The 13,864-nt window shown below is 68.3% G+C and carries 17 protein-coding genes and 1 tRNA gene; 10 read left to right on the forward strand and 8 right to left on the reverse strand.

The features are described from left to right. The first annotated feature begins 2 nt into the window (after positions 1-2). A complete protein-coding gene (locus tag JOD27_RS16820; RefSeq protein WP_204763375.1) occupies positions 3-302 on the forward strand; it encodes a DUF2695 domain-containing protein in 300 nt (99 codons plus the stop codon). Here JOD27_RS16820 and JOD27_RS16825 read toward each other — a convergent pair. Next, on the reverse strand, positions 299-928 hold the full coding sequence (locus JOD27_RS16825; RefSeq protein WP_204763177.1) for a TetR/AcrR family transcriptional regulator: 630 nt from the start codon (positions 926-928) through the stop codon (positions 299-301). The genes JOD27_RS16820 and JOD27_RS16825 overlap by 4 nt on opposite strands. 105 nt (positions 929-1,033) lie before the next feature. On the opposite strand from JOD27_RS16825, the gene JOD27_RS16830 reads away from it, so the two are divergent. Next, complete coding sequence (locus tag JOD27_RS16830; protein WP_204763178.1) at positions 1,034-2,071, forward strand: medium chain dehydrogenase/reductase family protein; 1,038 nt, start codon at positions 1,034-1,036, stop codon at positions 2,069-2,071. An 80-nt stretch (positions 2,072-2,151) separates the two neighbouring features. Here the strand turns inward: JOD27_RS16830 and JOD27_RS16835 are convergent, their stop codons facing one another. Together JOD27_RS16835 and JOD27_RS16840 are read right to left on the reverse strand one after the other, a co-directional pair. Then, positions 2,152-3,459: a protein kinase domain-containing protein gene (locus JOD27_RS16835; protein WP_204763179.1), complete on the reverse strand. Its 1,308-nt coding sequence runs from the start codon at positions 3,457-3,459 to the stop codon at positions 2,152-2,154. A gap of 44 nt (positions 3,460-3,503) precedes the next feature. Further along, positions 3,504-3,839, reverse strand: coding sequence for a nitroreductase/quinone reductase family protein (locus tag JOD27_RS16840; protein ID WP_204763180.1), 336 nt, complete (start codon positions 3,837-3,839; stop codon positions 3,504-3,506). 60 nt (positions 3,840-3,899) lie between these two features. On the opposite strand from JOD27_RS16840, the gene JOD27_RS16845 reads away from it, so the two are divergent. Further along, complete coding sequence (locus JOD27_RS16845) at positions 3,900-4,514, forward strand: TetR/AcrR family transcriptional regulator (protein WP_204763181.1); 615 nt, start codon at positions 3,900-3,902, stop codon at positions 4,512-4,514. A gap of 11 nt (positions 4,515-4,525) precedes the next feature. Here the strand turns inward: JOD27_RS16845 and JOD27_RS16850 are convergent, their stop codons facing one another. Then, positions 4,526-4,786: a metallothionein gene (locus JOD27_RS16850; protein WP_109639071.1), complete on the reverse strand. Its 261-nt coding sequence runs from the start codon at positions 4,784-4,786 to the stop codon at positions 4,526-4,528. A gap of 20 nt (positions 4,787-4,806) precedes the next feature. After that, the gene (locus JOD27_RS16855; protein ID WP_204763182.1) at positions 4,807-5,178 is read right to left on the reverse strand and encodes an MmcQ/YjbR family DNA-binding protein; all 372 of its coding nucleotides are present in this window, start codon (positions 5,176-5,178) and stop codon (positions 4,807-4,809) included. Between the two features lie 131 nt (positions 5,179-5,309). Here JOD27_RS16855 and JOD27_RS16860 point away from each other — a divergent pair, with 131 nt between their 5' ends. Beyond that, entirely contained in the window at positions 5,310-5,777 is a 468-nt protein-coding gene (locus JOD27_RS16860; RefSeq protein WP_204763183.1) for a DUF2690 domain-containing protein, read from the forward strand. A gap of 54 nt (positions 5,778-5,831) precedes the next feature. On the opposite strand, the gene JOD27_RS16865 is transcribed toward JOD27_RS16860, so the two are convergent. Continuing rightward, on the reverse strand, positions 5,832-7,061 hold the full coding sequence (locus JOD27_RS16865; RefSeq protein WP_204763184.1) for a glycoside hydrolase family 18 protein: 1,230 nt from the start codon (positions 7,059-7,061) through the stop codon (positions 5,832-5,834). Between the two features lie 230 nt (positions 7,062-7,291). Next, positions 7,292-7,365: transfer RNA gene (locus JOD27_RS16870), tRNA-OTHER, on the reverse strand. A 106-nt stretch (positions 7,366-7,471) separates the two neighbouring features. On the opposite strand from JOD27_RS16870, the gene JOD27_RS16875 reads away from it, so the two are divergent. Together JOD27_RS16875 and JOD27_RS16880 are read left to right on the forward strand one after the other, a co-directional pair. Beyond that, positions 7,472-8,587 carry a J domain-containing protein gene (locus JOD27_RS16875; RefSeq protein ID WP_204763185.1) on the forward strand — a complete coding sequence of 372 codons (1,116 nt, stop codon included), beginning with the start codon at positions 7,472-7,474 and terminating at the stop codon, positions 8,585-8,587. A 158-nt stretch (positions 8,588-8,745) separates the two neighbouring features. Next, positions 8,746-9,381 carry an RICIN domain-containing protein gene (locus tag JOD27_RS16880; RefSeq protein ID WP_204763186.1) on the forward strand — a complete coding sequence of 212 codons (636 nt, stop codon included), beginning with the start codon at positions 8,746-8,748 and terminating at the stop codon, positions 9,379-9,381. Positions 9,382-9,435: 54 nt separating this feature from the next. Here the strand turns inward: JOD27_RS16880 and JOD27_RS16885 are convergent, their stop codons facing one another. Beyond that, positions 9,436-9,879 (reverse strand): rhomboid family intramembrane serine protease, encoded by a 444-nt coding sequence (locus JOD27_RS16885; RefSeq protein WP_204763187.1) that lies wholly within the window; start codon positions 9,877-9,879, stop codon positions 9,436-9,438. 357 nt (positions 9,880-10,236) lie between these two features. On the opposite strand from JOD27_RS16885, the gene JOD27_RS16890 reads away from it, so the two are divergent. From JOD27_RS16890 to JOD27_RS16905, 4 genes are all read left to right on the forward strand, one after another. Further along, positions 10,237-10,743, forward strand: a complete 507-nt coding sequence (locus tag JOD27_RS16890) for a nucleotidyl transferase AbiEii/AbiGii toxin family protein (protein ID WP_204763188.1) — start codon at positions 10,237-10,239, stop codon at positions 10,741-10,743. A 150-nt stretch (positions 10,744-10,893) separates the two neighbouring features. After that, positions 10,894-11,460, forward strand: a complete 567-nt coding sequence (locus tag JOD27_RS16895; protein WP_204763189.1) for an HhH-GPD-type base excision DNA repair protein — start codon at positions 10,894-10,896, stop codon at positions 11,458-11,460. Between the two features lie 68 nt (positions 11,461-11,528). Next, entirely contained in the window at positions 11,529-12,476 is a 948-nt protein-coding gene (locus JOD27_RS16900; RefSeq protein WP_204763190.1) for a hypothetical protein, read from the forward strand. Between the two features lie 36 nt (positions 12,477-12,512). After that, on the forward strand, positions 12,513-13,853 hold the full coding sequence (locus JOD27_RS16905) for a serine/threonine-protein kinase (protein WP_204763191.1): 1,341 nt from the start codon (positions 12,513-12,515) through the stop codon (positions 13,851-13,853). Positions 13,854-13,864: the final 11 nt, after the last annotated feature.

Consider the following 13,864-nt stretch of genomic DNA (forward strand, 5'->3'; position numbering starts at 1 on the left):
CCATGGGGACGCCGCCGGACGAGAACCGCCGCGAAGAGCTGCGCGACCGGTACAAGCGCGCCGAGACGGAGGCGCGAACCGCCGGCCTGCCGCTGAGCCGCGAGCAGCTCACGGCCCTGGTGGAGTTCGTCGACGCGCTCGTGATCGAGGAAGGCTGCGACCACACACTTCGCCACACACTTCGCTGGGTGGGCGAACAGAGCCTCGCGCCGGATCCGATCGTTGCCGCACTGGAGGAACTCGGTGGCTTCTGCGACTGCGAGGTCGTCATGAACTGCGATCCGGAGGATGTTTTCGGCTAGGGCTTGAGGTGAGCGAGCGCCGTGATCAGACGCTCGGCCACGTCGGCCGGCCCCGGCATCTTGCGCACCACGGCTCGTTGGTGCGCAAGGCCGTGCAACCCCAGCCACAACGCGACCGCATCGCCGTAGAGGTCGTCGCTGCCGTACGCGATCCCTTGTGCCACACAGGCTTCGAGCACGTCGGCGAGCAATGTGAGCGCCTCGGCGCCCAGTGACTCCAGGTCGGCGTCGCTGATCGACGTGTCGTCCACCGACGGGGTCCACAGGCCGCCGAACATGATCCGGTAGCGCTGCGGGTGCTCCCTGGCCAGTTCGAGATAGGCGTTGCACACCGCGAACAGCCTGGTGCGCGCGTCCTGACCGGCGTGCTCGTCGGCCTCGCGGAGGGCCGTCGCCAGCCGGTCCATCTCCCGCTGCACCACGGCCAGCATGATCGACGGCTGGTCCGCGAAGTGCGCGTAGATCGACGGCGCGGCGATGCCCGCCTTGCGGGCGACCGAGCGCAGCGTGACCGCGCGTTCGTCGCCGCCCTCGTCCAGCAGGGCCACGGCCGCGGCGATGATCTCTTCCCGCAGCTTGCCGCCCTCACCTCGACGGTTGCGCTTGCGCGGTTCGGTGGTCGTCACGGCCGTAACCATACACCTGAAAGTTTATGAGCGTTAGGTCTTGCGGTCGTTTACTTACGGGCGTTAGCTTACGTCTGTCAGCACACGAGACCTGAGGAGCTTCCGATGACCACCGCCACCGAGATCGTCCTGCCGGGCGTCGTCGAGCCGGACGGCCTGCACGTGCGGGTCCGTGACCTGCCGGCGCCGGGCGAGGGCCAGGTCGTCCTGCGCATGGACGCGACCGGCGTCTCGTTCGCCGAGCAGCAGATGCGCCTGGGCAAGTACTTCGACCAGCCGCCGTTCCCGTTCGTGCCCGGCTACGACGTGGTCGGCACGGTCGTCGCCGTCGGCCCCGGCGTGGACCCCTCGCTGAAGTCGCACCGGTTCGCCGCGGTCACCAAGGTCGGCGGGTGGGCCAGCCACCTGATCGTCGAGGCCGCCGACCTCGTGCCGGTGCCGGACCACGTGGACGCGGCCGCCGCGGAAACCGTTGTGGTCAACGGCGTCACGGCGTGGCAGATGATGTACCGCACCGCGAAGGTCAAGCGCGGCAACACGATCGTCGTGCTGGGTGCCAACGGTGGCGTGGGCTCGACGTTGGTGCAGCTCGCTCGCCACGCCGGGATCAAGGTGATCGGCACGGCTTCGACTCGCCACCACGACGCGGTGCGCGCGCTCGGAGCGATCCCGGTGGACTACCGCGACCCGCACATGTACCGCCGGATCCGCGAGCTCGCGCCCGATGGCGTGGACGCGGTGTTCGACCACGTCGGCGGCGCGGGCCTGCACGAGTCGTGGCGGTTGCTGCGCCGGGGCGGCACGTTGGTCAACTACGGCTCGGCCGCCACGAAGGACGAGCCCGGCAACGCGATGCTGCCGGTGCTGAAGCTGTTCGGCCGCCTGCTGTTGTGGAACCTGCTGCCCAACGGCAAGCGCGCGGGCTTCTACAACTTCTGGGCCGGCAAGCGGTTCCGTCCCGCCGCGTTCCGCGCCCGGCTGGCCGAGGACCTCTCGGCCGTGCTGCGCCTGGTCGGCGCCGGCGTGCTCACGCCGCAGATCGCCGCGCGCATCCCGTTGCCGGAAGCAGCCGCCGCCCTGGCGCTGGCCGAGTCGCGCACCGTGCTGGGCAAGGTCGTCATCGTTCCGGAGGTCTCGTCATGATCGCCGCCGAACGGACCGCACACCGGACCTTGCGTTCCTGGAGCCCGCCGCCTGGATTCCGTTGACCGGTAGGCCTTCGTTCAGCCGGCGGTGGAGCAGGTCACGGCCGGGCGGGCGGGTTCGGGGCCGGCGGCGACGAACCCGAACGTGGTGGTTCCTCCGGTGGGGAGCACGGCGTTGTGGCCGGCGTTGGTGACGGTCACCGAGGTCGCTTTCTGGGTCAGGGTGCCGTTCCACAGGTTGCCGATGGTGTGGCCCGCAGGTGGTTGCCACGTGACGGTCCAGCCGCTGAGGCCGCGCGGGCTGGTGTTGCGCACGGTCACCTCGACCTGGTAGCCGCCAGGCCATGAGTTGGTCACCTCGTAGCGGGCATCGCAGGCGGTCGTGGCCGTGGGTGTGGTCGTGGTGGGGTTGGCCTGGGCACTGCCTGACCGATCGCCCTGCACGACACTGCCGATCACGACACCGGCGGCGACCAGGGCGGCCGCACCGGCGACCATCGCGATCACCCGGCGTGGCAAGTGCCGGCGCACCACGAGCAGCCGTGTCCCGCTCCTCGGGGCCTGTGTGGGCAACGGCAGTCCCTCCGCGACCGCGGCGAGCAGCTTGTGGGCCTCGGCCATCGTCGGGCGTTCGGCCGCGTCCCGGTGCAGGAGGCGCAGCAGCACCTCGCCGAGCGGGCCACCCGACCTCGGCGGCTCGATCTCCGCGCGAACCACGCGTTGCAGGAGCGCGTAGGGATTTTCGTCCACACCGAACGGCGGCGTGCCCTCCAGCGCCGCGTAGAGGGTCGCGCCGAGGGAGAACACGTCCGAGGCGAACGTCGCCGCCTCACCCGCCGCCACCTCCGGCGCGAGGAAAGCCGGCGTGCCGACGATCAGGCGGGCATCGGTCACCGTGCCCTCGCCGACCGCGCGGGCGATGCCGAAGTCGGTGATCTTCGCGATGTCGTCCTCTTCCGCGACCAGGACGTTGAACGTCGAGACGTCCCGGTGCACGATGCCCTCGGCGTGTGCCGCCGCCAGCGCTGCGGCGACCTGCCGTCCCACGTCCGCGACCACGCCCGGCGGCAGTGCGCCCCGTTCGGCGATCAGCGCCGCGAGGCTGCGGGAGGGCAGGTACTCCAGCACCAGGCAGGGCTTGCCGTCGTGCTCGACGACGTCGTACACGCTGATCGCGTGCGGGTGACGCAACCGGCCGGCGACCCGGCCCTCGCGCAGCATCTGCGCCACCGCGTCCGGGGACCGCCGGTCCGCGTTGAGCAGCTTGACGGCGACCACACGGCCGACCTGCTCGTCGCGCGCCTGCCAGACCACCCCCATGGACCCGTGTCCGATCGACGACATCAGCCGGTACCGCTCGGCGATGATCTCTCCCTGCTCCGGCACATGTCGACGCTACTTGGCCGAGCCGACCGTCGGCCACCTCCGGTTTAGAGCTGCACGCGCACCGTGACGCGGCCTTTGTCGTCACGGTGCGATGTCGCGTGCCCGGTCCGTTGCGTGCCATCGAGTTCCAACGTGAGCGGGCCGCCTTCGCCGTTGAAGTTGCGCCACCACGTCTTGTCGTCCGGCATCATCACCTGGATGCTCACGACGTCGCCTTCCCGTTGGTAGCCAACAGGTGTGGAGAACGTGCGGCCGGACCGCCGTCCGGTGTAGGACACGATGGTGACGCCCTTGCGCACCAGCTTCCCCACGAGCGGTGCGTTGCGCAGTCCGACCATCGCCTTGTTCACGCGGCGCACCCACGGTCCCTTGAAGTCCATGGCGTCCAACGTAGCCTGACAAGTGGAGACCCCCGTCCACTTGGCTCGAAGTGAGAAGAAATGACCGCCTCGCAGTCTCAGTTGCGTGCCGACGCACAGGAAAACCGCGCACGGGTCCTGGCCGTCGCAAGGGAGTTGTTCGCCGAGCGCGGGATCGACGTGCCGATGGCGGCGATCGCCCGCCGTGCGGGCGTTGGGGTGGCGACGTTGTACCGGCGCTTCCCCACCAAGGAATCGCTGGTCATGGAGGCGTTCACCGAACAGTTCGCCCACTGCCAGGCCGTCATCGACAAGGCACTGCTGGACGAGGACCCGTGGCGCGGCTTCCGCACGGTGATCGAGAACGTGTGCCTGCTGCAGGCCACCGACCGCGGGTTCACCGCGGCCTTCGTCTCGACGTTCCCCGAACTGCACTCCGAGGTGCGGGACAGGACGTGGGAGGGCTTCGCCGCACTGGTGGAGCGGGCGAAGGAAAGCGGGCAGCTCCGGGCGGACTTCTCGCCGCATGACCTGACGCTGGTGCTCCTGGCCAACAGCGGTCTCGCGGGCGTGCCGGTGGAAATGGCGGTGGCGGCGTCGCAGCGCCTGGTCGCCTACCTGCTCGAAGCGTTCCGGACCGGCACGGACGCGCTGCCGCCGCCCGTGCCGCTCAGCCTGGACCTGGTGCTTTGCTAGCCCGACTGTGTTCAACCAGGATGTGCGCCGACGGTGTCGCGGATCTGCGCGCCCAGGTCGGCCGACGCGGACCGCGCGCAGTGGGCACAGCAGAAGAACCGGCCCTCCACCTCCACGCCGTGCCCGATCACCCGGCAGTCGCAGTGCTCGCAGCGCGGGGCGAGGCGCTGGATCGCGCACTCGAAGCTGTCGAACGTGTGCACGCCGCCGCCGACAGTGCGCACCTCGAAGGCCATCCAGTACTCGTTGCCACAGACGTCACAGGTCGCCATGCGCGGAAGCCTGGGCCAGGTCAGTCGGGTCGGCAACTCGAGTGGTCGAGTTGCGCGACCAGCGTCTTCGGGGCAATCACCCGATAGGCGTCCTCGACCAGGTCCGCGATGACGTCCCAGTCGACCTCGACGTCCAGGTACACGCCCAGCCAGCCGCGGTGGCCGACGTAGGGCGGGCGGAAGTAGCTCTCGGGGGCCTGGGCGACGAGCGTCTGCTGGACGTCCGGGCCCGCCGCGCACCAGAACGCCCTGCGGTCGTCGTGGTGGTGATCGGCGAACATCACGAACGTCTTCTTGCCGCGGACGAACCAGGTCGGCTCGCCGTGGCTCAGGCGTTCGGTCACCTCGGGCAGCGCCAAACAGAGGCGGCGCAGGTGTTCGAGTGCGTCCATCCGCACATCGTCCGCGCGGAGCCCAGGTTGTCCTAGCTTTCGACAAGGATCATGCAAGGCGGCACGGCCAGCATTCTGCCCGCGACCGGAACTCGGGTCGCAGGGAATGTTCACATCTGAGGAGATGCCCAATGGGGAAGAAGTTGCTGGCCAGTGCGGCCGCGACCGCCGGCCTGTCCATCGCGCTGCTCGGTGGTGTCACGGCTGTAGCGAACGCCGCTCCGGCCGAGGCTCCGCTCTCCGCCGCGGCAACCTGCAGCGGTACCGGCTGCGACGGCAAGGACCCGTACGGCAGCGGCTGCGGGGGCCGGTCGGAGGCCGGCCGGAAGTCGACCTCGAAGGGCACGTTCATCCTCTACTACTCCAGCACGTGCAGGACGAACTGGATCGAGACCCCGAACTTCGCGGGCGGCACTCCCAACCTGGAGATGACGGTGCAGGACAGGGACCGGGACAAGCTCGTCCGCTTCGCTTCGTCGCCCACCCCCGGCCGGCACTACGGCAACATGGTCTACTCGCCGGGCGACAACTGCGCCGTGGGCTTCGCCGACTGGGGCGGCGGCTCCTGGGAAGTGATCATCGAGTCGAGCGGCTGCTGATCTCCTGAGAACCCGTGGCCGGACGCGGGGTCCGGCCACGGGTTCTCCGTCTGCTCAGCCGATGCCGGAACGGATCGCGCTGATCAGTTCGCCGTTGGACGTGTCACCGGAGAGCTCCCAGAAGAACACGCCGCCCATGTTCTGGCCGCTCGCCCACGAGACCTTGCCGCGGACCGTGGCCGGGGTGTCGTAGCTCCACCACTGGCTGCCGCACTTGGCGTACGCGGTGCCGGCGACGGTGCCGTTGGCCGGGCAACGGCCCTTGAGAACCTTGTAGTCCTCGATGCCCGCCTCGTAGGTGCCGGGTGCCGCACCCGTTGCCGTGCCGCCGGGTGCTGACTGGGTGACGCCGGTCCAGCCACGGCCGTAGAAACCGAGGCCCAGCAACAACTTCGTGGCGGGGATGCCCTTGCTCTTGAGCTTCTGGATCGCCGCGTCGGTGTTGAAGCCCTGCTGCGGGATGCCGGAATAACTGGTCAGCGGCGAGTGCGGCGCGGTGGGACCTTGGGCGGCCCAGGCGCCGAAGAAGTCGTATGTCATCGGGTTGTACCAGTTCACGTACTGCGCGGCGCCCGCGTAGTCGGCCTTGTCGATCTTGCCGCCGGTCGAGGCGTCGGCGGTGATCGCGGCGGTCACGAGGTTGCCGGAGCCGAAACGGGCGCGCACTGCCTGCATCAGCGTCTTGAACGAGCTGAAACCGCTGGTGTCACAGGTGAGTCCGCACGCGTTGGGGTACTCCCAGTCGATGTCGATGCCGTCGAACACGTCCGCCCAGCGCGGATCCTCGACGAGCTTGTAGCAGGAGTCCGCGAACGCCGCCGCCGCACTCGGGCTGCTCGCGGCCGCCGGGAAGCCACCGGACCAGGTCCAGCCGCCGAACGAGAACAGCACCTTGAGGTTCGGGTGCAGCTTCTTCAGCTTGCGCAGCTGGTTGAAGTTGCCGCGCAACGCACCCGCGTCCCACGTGTCCGACGTACCGTCCACAGAGGACGCGGCGTCGTAGAACTTGTCGTAGTCGGCGTAGGCGTCGCCGAGGACGCAGCGTCCGCCGGAGACGTTGCCGAACGCGTAGTTGATGTGCGTCAGCTTGCTCGACGAGCCGGACGTGCGGATGTTCTTCACGTGGTAGTTGCGCTGGTAGACGCCCCACTGCACGAAGTAGCCGACGACGCGGTTGGTGATGGCCTGGATGCCGATGTCTTCCCGCGCCTGGGATGCCGGTGCTGCCAGCGTCGCCGCTGTCAGAAGGGCTGTCACGGCCGCGATGATTCTGCGCCTGAACATGGCGGTCTCCTCGATGGGTGACGGCGCGGCGGCGCTGCACTCACGCTAGGTGGACTAGACCACTGCCGTCAATGGTGAACCGGGACCGCGGCCGGTCCGTACGAGGAGAAGGGAAGGAGACCGACAGAGAGCCGAGAAACGACAAGGACTTACTCGGGGTGTGGGTGTCCCCACTGTGACGGCGAACGACGTGGTTCGTGCTCTCCGCGAACACAGGAGCCCTGAGAGAGCGGGACCGGCCGGATTCGAACCGGCGTTCTCCCTCCGTGCCGGAGGGCGCGTCGACCACTGCGCTACAGGCCCCATCGCCACCGCTTCCCACACACTAGTCGGCGAATCGCGGGCCGTATGCCCGGCGAAAGTGTTGGACCGAATAAGGTTCATGCACCAACCTCGGACTGGACGGTGTCGTGCCAGGGATCGACTACTACGAGTTGCTCGGTGTCAGCCGGGGCGCCAGCGCCGCGGAGATCAAGTCGGCCTACCGCTCTCTCGCCAAGGTCATGCACCCCGACGCGGGTGGGACGTCCGGCAGCTTCCGCCTGCTCCAGGAGGCCTACGAGACGCTGAAGGACCCGGTCCGCCGCGCCGACTACGACCGCCCCGCCACGCCGCCACCCCCTGTCGTACGCCCACAGGCACGCCCGCGACCTCGCCGAACGGGCCACACAGGTCGGTTGCGCGACTTCGGTGACGACCCGAACTACATGGCACCACGGCCTCGCGTCGACCTCGGTTCGATGGACTGGTGGCACCGCATCGACCTCGGCGCACGGGTCCGCTACGTGCCGGCCGCGGGTCTCGGACACGCCCCGGCAGCCGCCGCGATCGGTGGGTGGTTCGTCCTGCTGATCCCTTTGGCGATGCCGTTGTCGCCGCTCCTGCTGGCCGTCTGGCTGCCGCTCGTGGCCGGTGCCGGTTACGGGGCGTTCCGACTGGTGCGCCGCTACGTCGCCACGGCGCGGGCCGAACGGGCGTTCGCCGGCGAGTACGACGGGAACACGATTTTCGGCCGTCCGGGTGAAAACAGACGCGAACGGCTGACCGCCGGACTGCTGACCGAGTACCTGACGCAGCTACCGGGCGTGCGGATCTTCCACGGACTCGCCTGGCCCGGCTCCGTCTTCGCCGACGTCGACCACGCCCTGCTGTGCGGACGCCGCCTCGTCCTGATCGAGTCGAAGTCGTGGCTGCCCGGCCACTACTACTGCGACGAGGACGGCGAGCTGTGGCGCAACGGCCACCCGTTCCGCGGCGGCGGCTCCCAGCTGCTCGACGGCGTCGAGCGGTTCGCCGAGCTCCTGCCGTGGCTCGAGATCCGCGGCGCCCTGATCGTCTACCCGAGCCGCGCCGGCGAGGTCACGTGCGACGACGACCTCGACTTCGAGGTGCCGCCGATGACGCCGGAACAGTTCGTGCGCGAGATCGGCGACTGGCTGGCCGACGACCCGGCCACGGTCGACCGCGAAGCACTGCGTGTTCTCGTGCGGCAGGTGGTCTCCGAAGTCCGAGTCGCCGGCGCGTAACTCGTTTCGTCCCGCTACGAATTCACCCTGATTGAGACAAAAAGACCCTTGACGGACGACTGGCCGCCTGAAAGATTGGGCTTGCCTGGGGGGCCAGTTTGGAGTCGGGGGCGCCCTCCTGTGCGCGTATTCGACATTCAAACATGGGGGATGCAGAAGTGAAGAACGTTATTCGCAGAGTTTCCGTTGCCATTGCAGCCGGCGCCGCTCTGCTGACCATTGCGATCGCACCGTCCTCGGCCGCGCCGAAGTTCGAGCCGTACGTCGTCCCGAAGGCGGGCCAGATGCAGGCGGCAGCGGTCGGCGAGGCCGTGTGGACCTTCCTCGTCCCGAAGACGACGGACCCCAAGTACACCGGCGGCGACCCGCGCTGCGCGGACGTGGCCTGGAACTCCGTGGACAACGGCGCGCGCGTCATCCTGTTCGACTGCTACGGCACGGCCAACCAGACGTGGGCTCCCATCTGGGTCGCGAGCGACAACCCCGAGGGCACCGCGATGTTCATCAACGGCAACTCGGGCAAGTGCCTCGACCTGTCCGGCAACGCCACCGAGAACGGTGCCCCCGTGATCCAGTGGAACTGCCACAACGGCGCGAACCAGCGCTGGGACGTCGTGCTCCCCGCCGGCGCCGACCCGCAGACCCACACCTGGCCGGTCCTGTTCAAGAACCGCGCCTCCGGCAAGTGCCTCGACCTCGACCACAGCGGCTCCGCGAATGGCACCGGATTCCTGCAGTGGGACTGCCACGGCGCCGACAACCAGCTGTTCACGCTCTACAAGAAGAACTCCTGATCTGAAGTGCACGTGAATTGGCCGCCCGCACATTTGCGGGCGGCCAGTTCACTTTCAGTTGCGGCGAACAGCCACCGCTGAGCGGAACAGGAAGAACCCTGCCACCACCCCCGCCAGAATCGCGGGCCCGTGAATATCGGTGATCACGCTTAACACAACGGCACCCACGAGCACAACACCGGCCACAACGAAGTGCCTCCGAATTCGCGCCAACAACACGTACACCGCCATCGCACCAAGCGGCCCGCAGAACGCCACCGACACGCCGCCGGAATACGGCTGCCACCACTCCCCGATGCCGTGCCCGGCAAGAGCACCTGCCGTCAACAACGCGAGAAATCGCCCGCTGCCGAACGTCCGCTCCGCGGCAACGCCCACCACCGCGGCGAGCACCCCGAGCCCGATCGTCGAGGTCAGCGGGTCCGGCTGCACGAGGACCGGCGAGATCAACCGCCACACCTGCCCCGCCATCAGCTCTTCCGGGTCCCGGCGCACCACGAGGAACAACCCTTCGGCACCCAGGTGGTACAACGCGGTGCAAATCGCCCAACAGGCAAGAACGACAATCGTCCCGATCGGTGCGCGAGTTCGCACACCGGGCAACGGCGGGAGAACCGCAGGCCTTTCCGTCATGCCGCGATCATAAAAATGTGCGGTGACACGTCACTGACATTGTCTGAGTCGTGCCGACTCACCGGATATGCCAGGATGCCGCCATGACCCGCACGGTGTGCCTCGCACAGAACCCCGAAGCCGACGCGCTCCTGACAGAGGACTGGTTCGCGCTGTTGCTCGGCATGCTGCTGAACCAGCACACCGCTTGATGTATGACAGGCCCGCTGCACGACGCAGCGTTTGCTACACCTAGGAGGTAGCAGACGCTGCTCTGGCACAAGTCCTGGCGATCTGCTCAACAGGTTCTACTTCGAGCGACTCCTCGCCAGGGTCTTCCACCACGATCCCGATGGCTGGCTGCTCAAAGGCGGCCAAGCGATGCTGGTGCGCTACCGCGATGTCCGCCACAGCCGGGACATCGATCTGTGCCGCCCAGGCGCCGCCGACCTGAACGAAGCCGTGGAGGCAATCCGCTCAGCCGCCGCACTCGACCTCGGCGACTTCGTTCGCTACGACTATCGAGAACGCACCGAGACAATGGGGAATCGCCCGACCACACGCGTGTCGTTCAGGATCCTGGTAGAGCCGCGGACAGAGGGAATCGTCAGCGTCGACCTGGTCGTGCACTCACCGCTGCACGGAACTCCTGAACCGCGAAGGTTGAAGCCATCCTCGGCTACGAACGCGAAGCCGGTGATCTCGATGCTCTGGCGAGCTACCGGACACTCCCACAAGCCACCGACCTGATGGACCAGTTCCTCAGCCCCGGTGCTCGCTTCATCGGACCCAGGTCGGTGGTGTGCGACCGAGCAGCGATGGAACCGCGGTCAGGCGTGAGTCCGCATTGTGCCGTGCCGCTACCGGCGATCTTCCGCGTGCCGTGTCATCCTTCCCGCTATGACCGGTACGGTGTGCCTCGCGCAGAACCCCGAAGCCGACGCGCTCCTGGCAGAGGACCGGTTCGCGTTGTTGCTCGGCATGCTGCTGGATCAGCAGATACCAATGGAGAAGGCCTTCTCCGGCCCCAAGGTCCTCGCCGACCGCATGAACGGCCTGGACGTGCGCCGCATCGCCGAGGCCGACCCCGACGACTTCGCCGCGATCATGGCCACCCCGCCCGCCGTGCACCGGTTCCCCGGTTCGATGGCCAAACGGGTCCAGGCGATGTCGCAGTACGTCGTCGAGCACTACGACGGGGACGTCACGAGGATCTGGGCCGACGGGGACGGGGCCGCGGTGTTCAAGCGGCTCAAGGCGTTGCCGGGGTTCGGGGAGCAGAAGGCGAAGATCTTCCTCGCACTTTTGGGCAAGCAGTTCGGCGTCACGCCGGACGGGTGGCGGGAGGCCGCCGGGCACTACGGCGAGGAAGGAAGCCGACGTAGCGTCGCCGACGTGACGGACCAGCAGTCGTTGCTGGAGGTCCGCGACTTCAAGAAGGCCGCCAAGGCCGCGGCCAAGAAGTAGCACCCGCTGTTGAGGATCTGGTCCACTGGACGTACGCCGCCAGCCCGAACGAGGTGCCATCGTGCCTCGTGAGAGAAGGGGCGTATGCGTTGCGCATCAAGACGATTGGCGTTTTCACGATCCTCGTGCTCTGCCTGGCGGGCACTCCTGCCGAGGCCGCGACGACGTGGCCCGGCGACTCCGCCACGAGGACCGCTGACGGTACGAACGTGTTCGGGACGAACCTCAGCGGGCTGTCCTTCGAGAACGCGAGCGTGGTGTGGGCGGTCAAGAACGCGCCCTCGACGCTCTACCGGCTCGTGCCCAGCGGCAGCGGGTGGAAGGTCGACCAGAAGAGGTCGCTCCGGTTCGCCGACGGGCAGGGCGACCCGGACGCCGAGGCCGTCGTCTCCACGCCGGACGGGCTCTTCGTGGCCATCGAGCGGGACAACGACGACGGCGACGTCAGCAGGCCGATGATCCTCAAGTACGGCACCGGCAGCAACGCGGTCGGCGAGTGGGAGCTCGGCGGGATGCCCGAGGTCGACCCCAACGACGGGCCCGAGGCCATCTCATGGGTGCCGGACTCGTTCCTCACGCAGAAGGGCTTCACCGACGACAGCGGCCGGGTCTACAACCCCGCGGACTACCCCGGACACGGCAGCGGGTTGTTCTTCGTGGGGCTCGAGGCCACCGGCGAGGTGTACGTCTACGCGCTGCAGGGCGAGGAAGCCAAGCTGCTCAGCACGTTCGCGAGCGGACAGGCTCAGGTGATGGACCTGGAGTTCGACGGCGGCAAGCTGTGGGCGGCCTGTGACAACCACTGCAACGGGCGGGCGACGACGCTCGGCATCAGCGGTGGGAAGTTCAAGGTGACGGCGACCTACAACCGGCCGTCCACGCTGCCGAACCTGAACCTCGAGGGGTTCGCGATCTCGCCGAGTTGTGTCAGCGGCAAGAAGGTCGTGTTGTGGTCGGACGACGACAACACCAACGGTCACGCGTTGCGCAGCGGCTCGTTGAACTGCACTGGCTGAGACGGATTGTCGGGGTGCGCGACTACGCTGCCGCGCGTGACCGCACCCCACATCCCCGGCCTGACCGATCTGAGACCGCTGGGCGCCGGCGGGTTCGCCACCGTCTACCGCGCCCATCAGGCCCAGCTCGGCCGCGACGTCGCGGTCAAGATCGACAATCGGGTGCTCGCCGACGAGCGCGATCGGCGGCGGTTCCTCCGCGAGGCGCACGCGGCGGCGAAGTTGTCGGGGCATCCGCACGTCGTCGGGGTGCACGACGCGAACATCACGGCCCACGGCACGCCGTACATGGTCATGGAGCTGTGCACGGGCGGTTCTCTCGCGGATCAGCTCGACCAGCGCGGGCCGTTGCCGCACGAGCAGGTTCGCGATCTCGGCATCAAGCTCGCCGACGCGCTGGCCGCGGCGCACGCGGAAGGCGTGCTGCACCGCGACATCAAGCCCGGCAACATCCTGGTCGACCGGTACGGCACGCCGAAGCTCGCCGACTTCGGGCTCGCGGCGCTGCTCGACGCGCAGGGCGGCAGCACCGTCACCAGGGACGCGCTGAGCCCCAGCTACGCGCCGCCGGAAGCGTTCGCGATGGCCGAACCGACGCCGCAGGCCGATGTCTACTCGCTCGCCGCGACGCTCTACACGTTGCTCGCCGGCAAGCCGCCGCGTCCGGTGCCGTGGCCGATCACGTCGTTCGACCACCTCGGGGAGGTGCTGCGCAGGCCCATCACCGCGGTCAACGGTGTGCCGCCGGCACTGCACGAAGCGATCGCGCGGGCGTTGCACCCCGACGCCAACCTGCGCACGCCGAGCGCCGCCCAGTTCCGCGACGAGCTGCGCGGACTGACCCATCTGCCCGCACCACCGAAGAAGCGCGCGATCTGGCCGTATGTCGCGGTAGCGCTCGTCGTCGCGGTCACGGCGGGCGCGCTCGTCTGGAGCTTCGGCGGCGACAAGTCCCAGGCCGTGGGCGGCACGAAAGGGACGGAGCTGGAGTCGGTGCCGCCGTTCCTCAAGGCGTGCGGCAACAAGTTCTGCATCGACAAGTCGACCTGCTACTACGGCATCAACAGCGTCGGCGGCAGAGCCTCGACGGCCAGGCGGGTCGGCAGCTGCGCGGAGGAGCACTACTGGGAGGCGTTCGCCGGCGGCTGGCTCTCCGGCGACATCCCGCAGGTCAGCAGCGACGATCTGGTGAAGGCACCTGAAGTCGCCCAGACGTGCACCAACGAGATGATGCAGGCCAACAAGCGTCCCGGCGTCGACATCACGGGCTGGCAGTTCACCGCGGTCGGCTACAAGGACGGCGAGCGCTCCTACTACATGTGCCTCGGTGCTCCAGAAGAAGGCGGGCGACACACCACCAGCGCGTTCGGAAACTGACTATGCTCTCC

The organism is Lentzea nigeriaca (genome assembly GCF_016907955.1).
Classification (GTDB): Bacteria; Actinomycetota; Actinomycetes; order Mycobacteriales; family Pseudonocardiaceae; genus Lentzea; species Lentzea nigeriaca.

What these genes read in the sequence shown, in the direction of transcription:
- JOD27_RS16820 (WP_204763375.1), top strand. Translation starts at nt 3, where the DNA reads ATGGGGACGCCGCCGGACGAGAACCGCCGCGAAGAGCTGCGCGACCGG.
- JOD27_RS16830 (WP_204763178.1), top strand. Translation starts at nt 1,034, where the DNA reads ATGACCACCGCCACCGAGATCGTCCTGCCGGGCGTCGTCGAGCCGGAC.
- JOD27_RS16840 (WP_204763180.1), bottom strand. Translation starts at nt 3,839, where the DNA reads ATGGACTTCAAGGGACCGTGGGTGCGCCGCGTGAACAAGGCGATGGTC.
- JOD27_RS16845 (WP_204763181.1), top strand. Translation starts at nt 3,900, where the DNA reads ATGACCGCCTCGCAGTCTCAGTTGCGTGCCGACGCACAGGAAAACCGC.
- JOD27_RS16850 (WP_109639071.1), bottom strand. Translation starts at nt 4,786, where the DNA reads ATGGCGACCTGTGACGTCTGTGGCAACGAGTACTGGATGGCCTTCGAG.
- JOD27_RS16855 (WP_204763182.1), bottom strand. Translation starts at nt 5,178, where the DNA reads ATGGACGCACTCGAACACCTGCGCCGCCTCTGTTTGGCGCTGCCCGAG.
- JOD27_RS16860 (WP_204763183.1), top strand. Translation starts at nt 5,310, where the DNA reads ATGGGGAAGAAGTTGCTGGCCAGTGCGGCCGCGACCGCCGGCCTGTCC.
- JOD27_RS16865 (WP_204763184.1), bottom strand. Translation starts at nt 7,061, where the DNA reads ATGTTCAGGCGCAGAATCATCGCGGCCGTGACAGCCCTTCTGACAGCG.
- JOD27_RS16895 (WP_204763189.1), top strand. Translation starts at nt 10,894, where the DNA reads ATGACCGGTACGGTGTGCCTCGCGCAGAACCCCGAAGCCGACGCGCTC.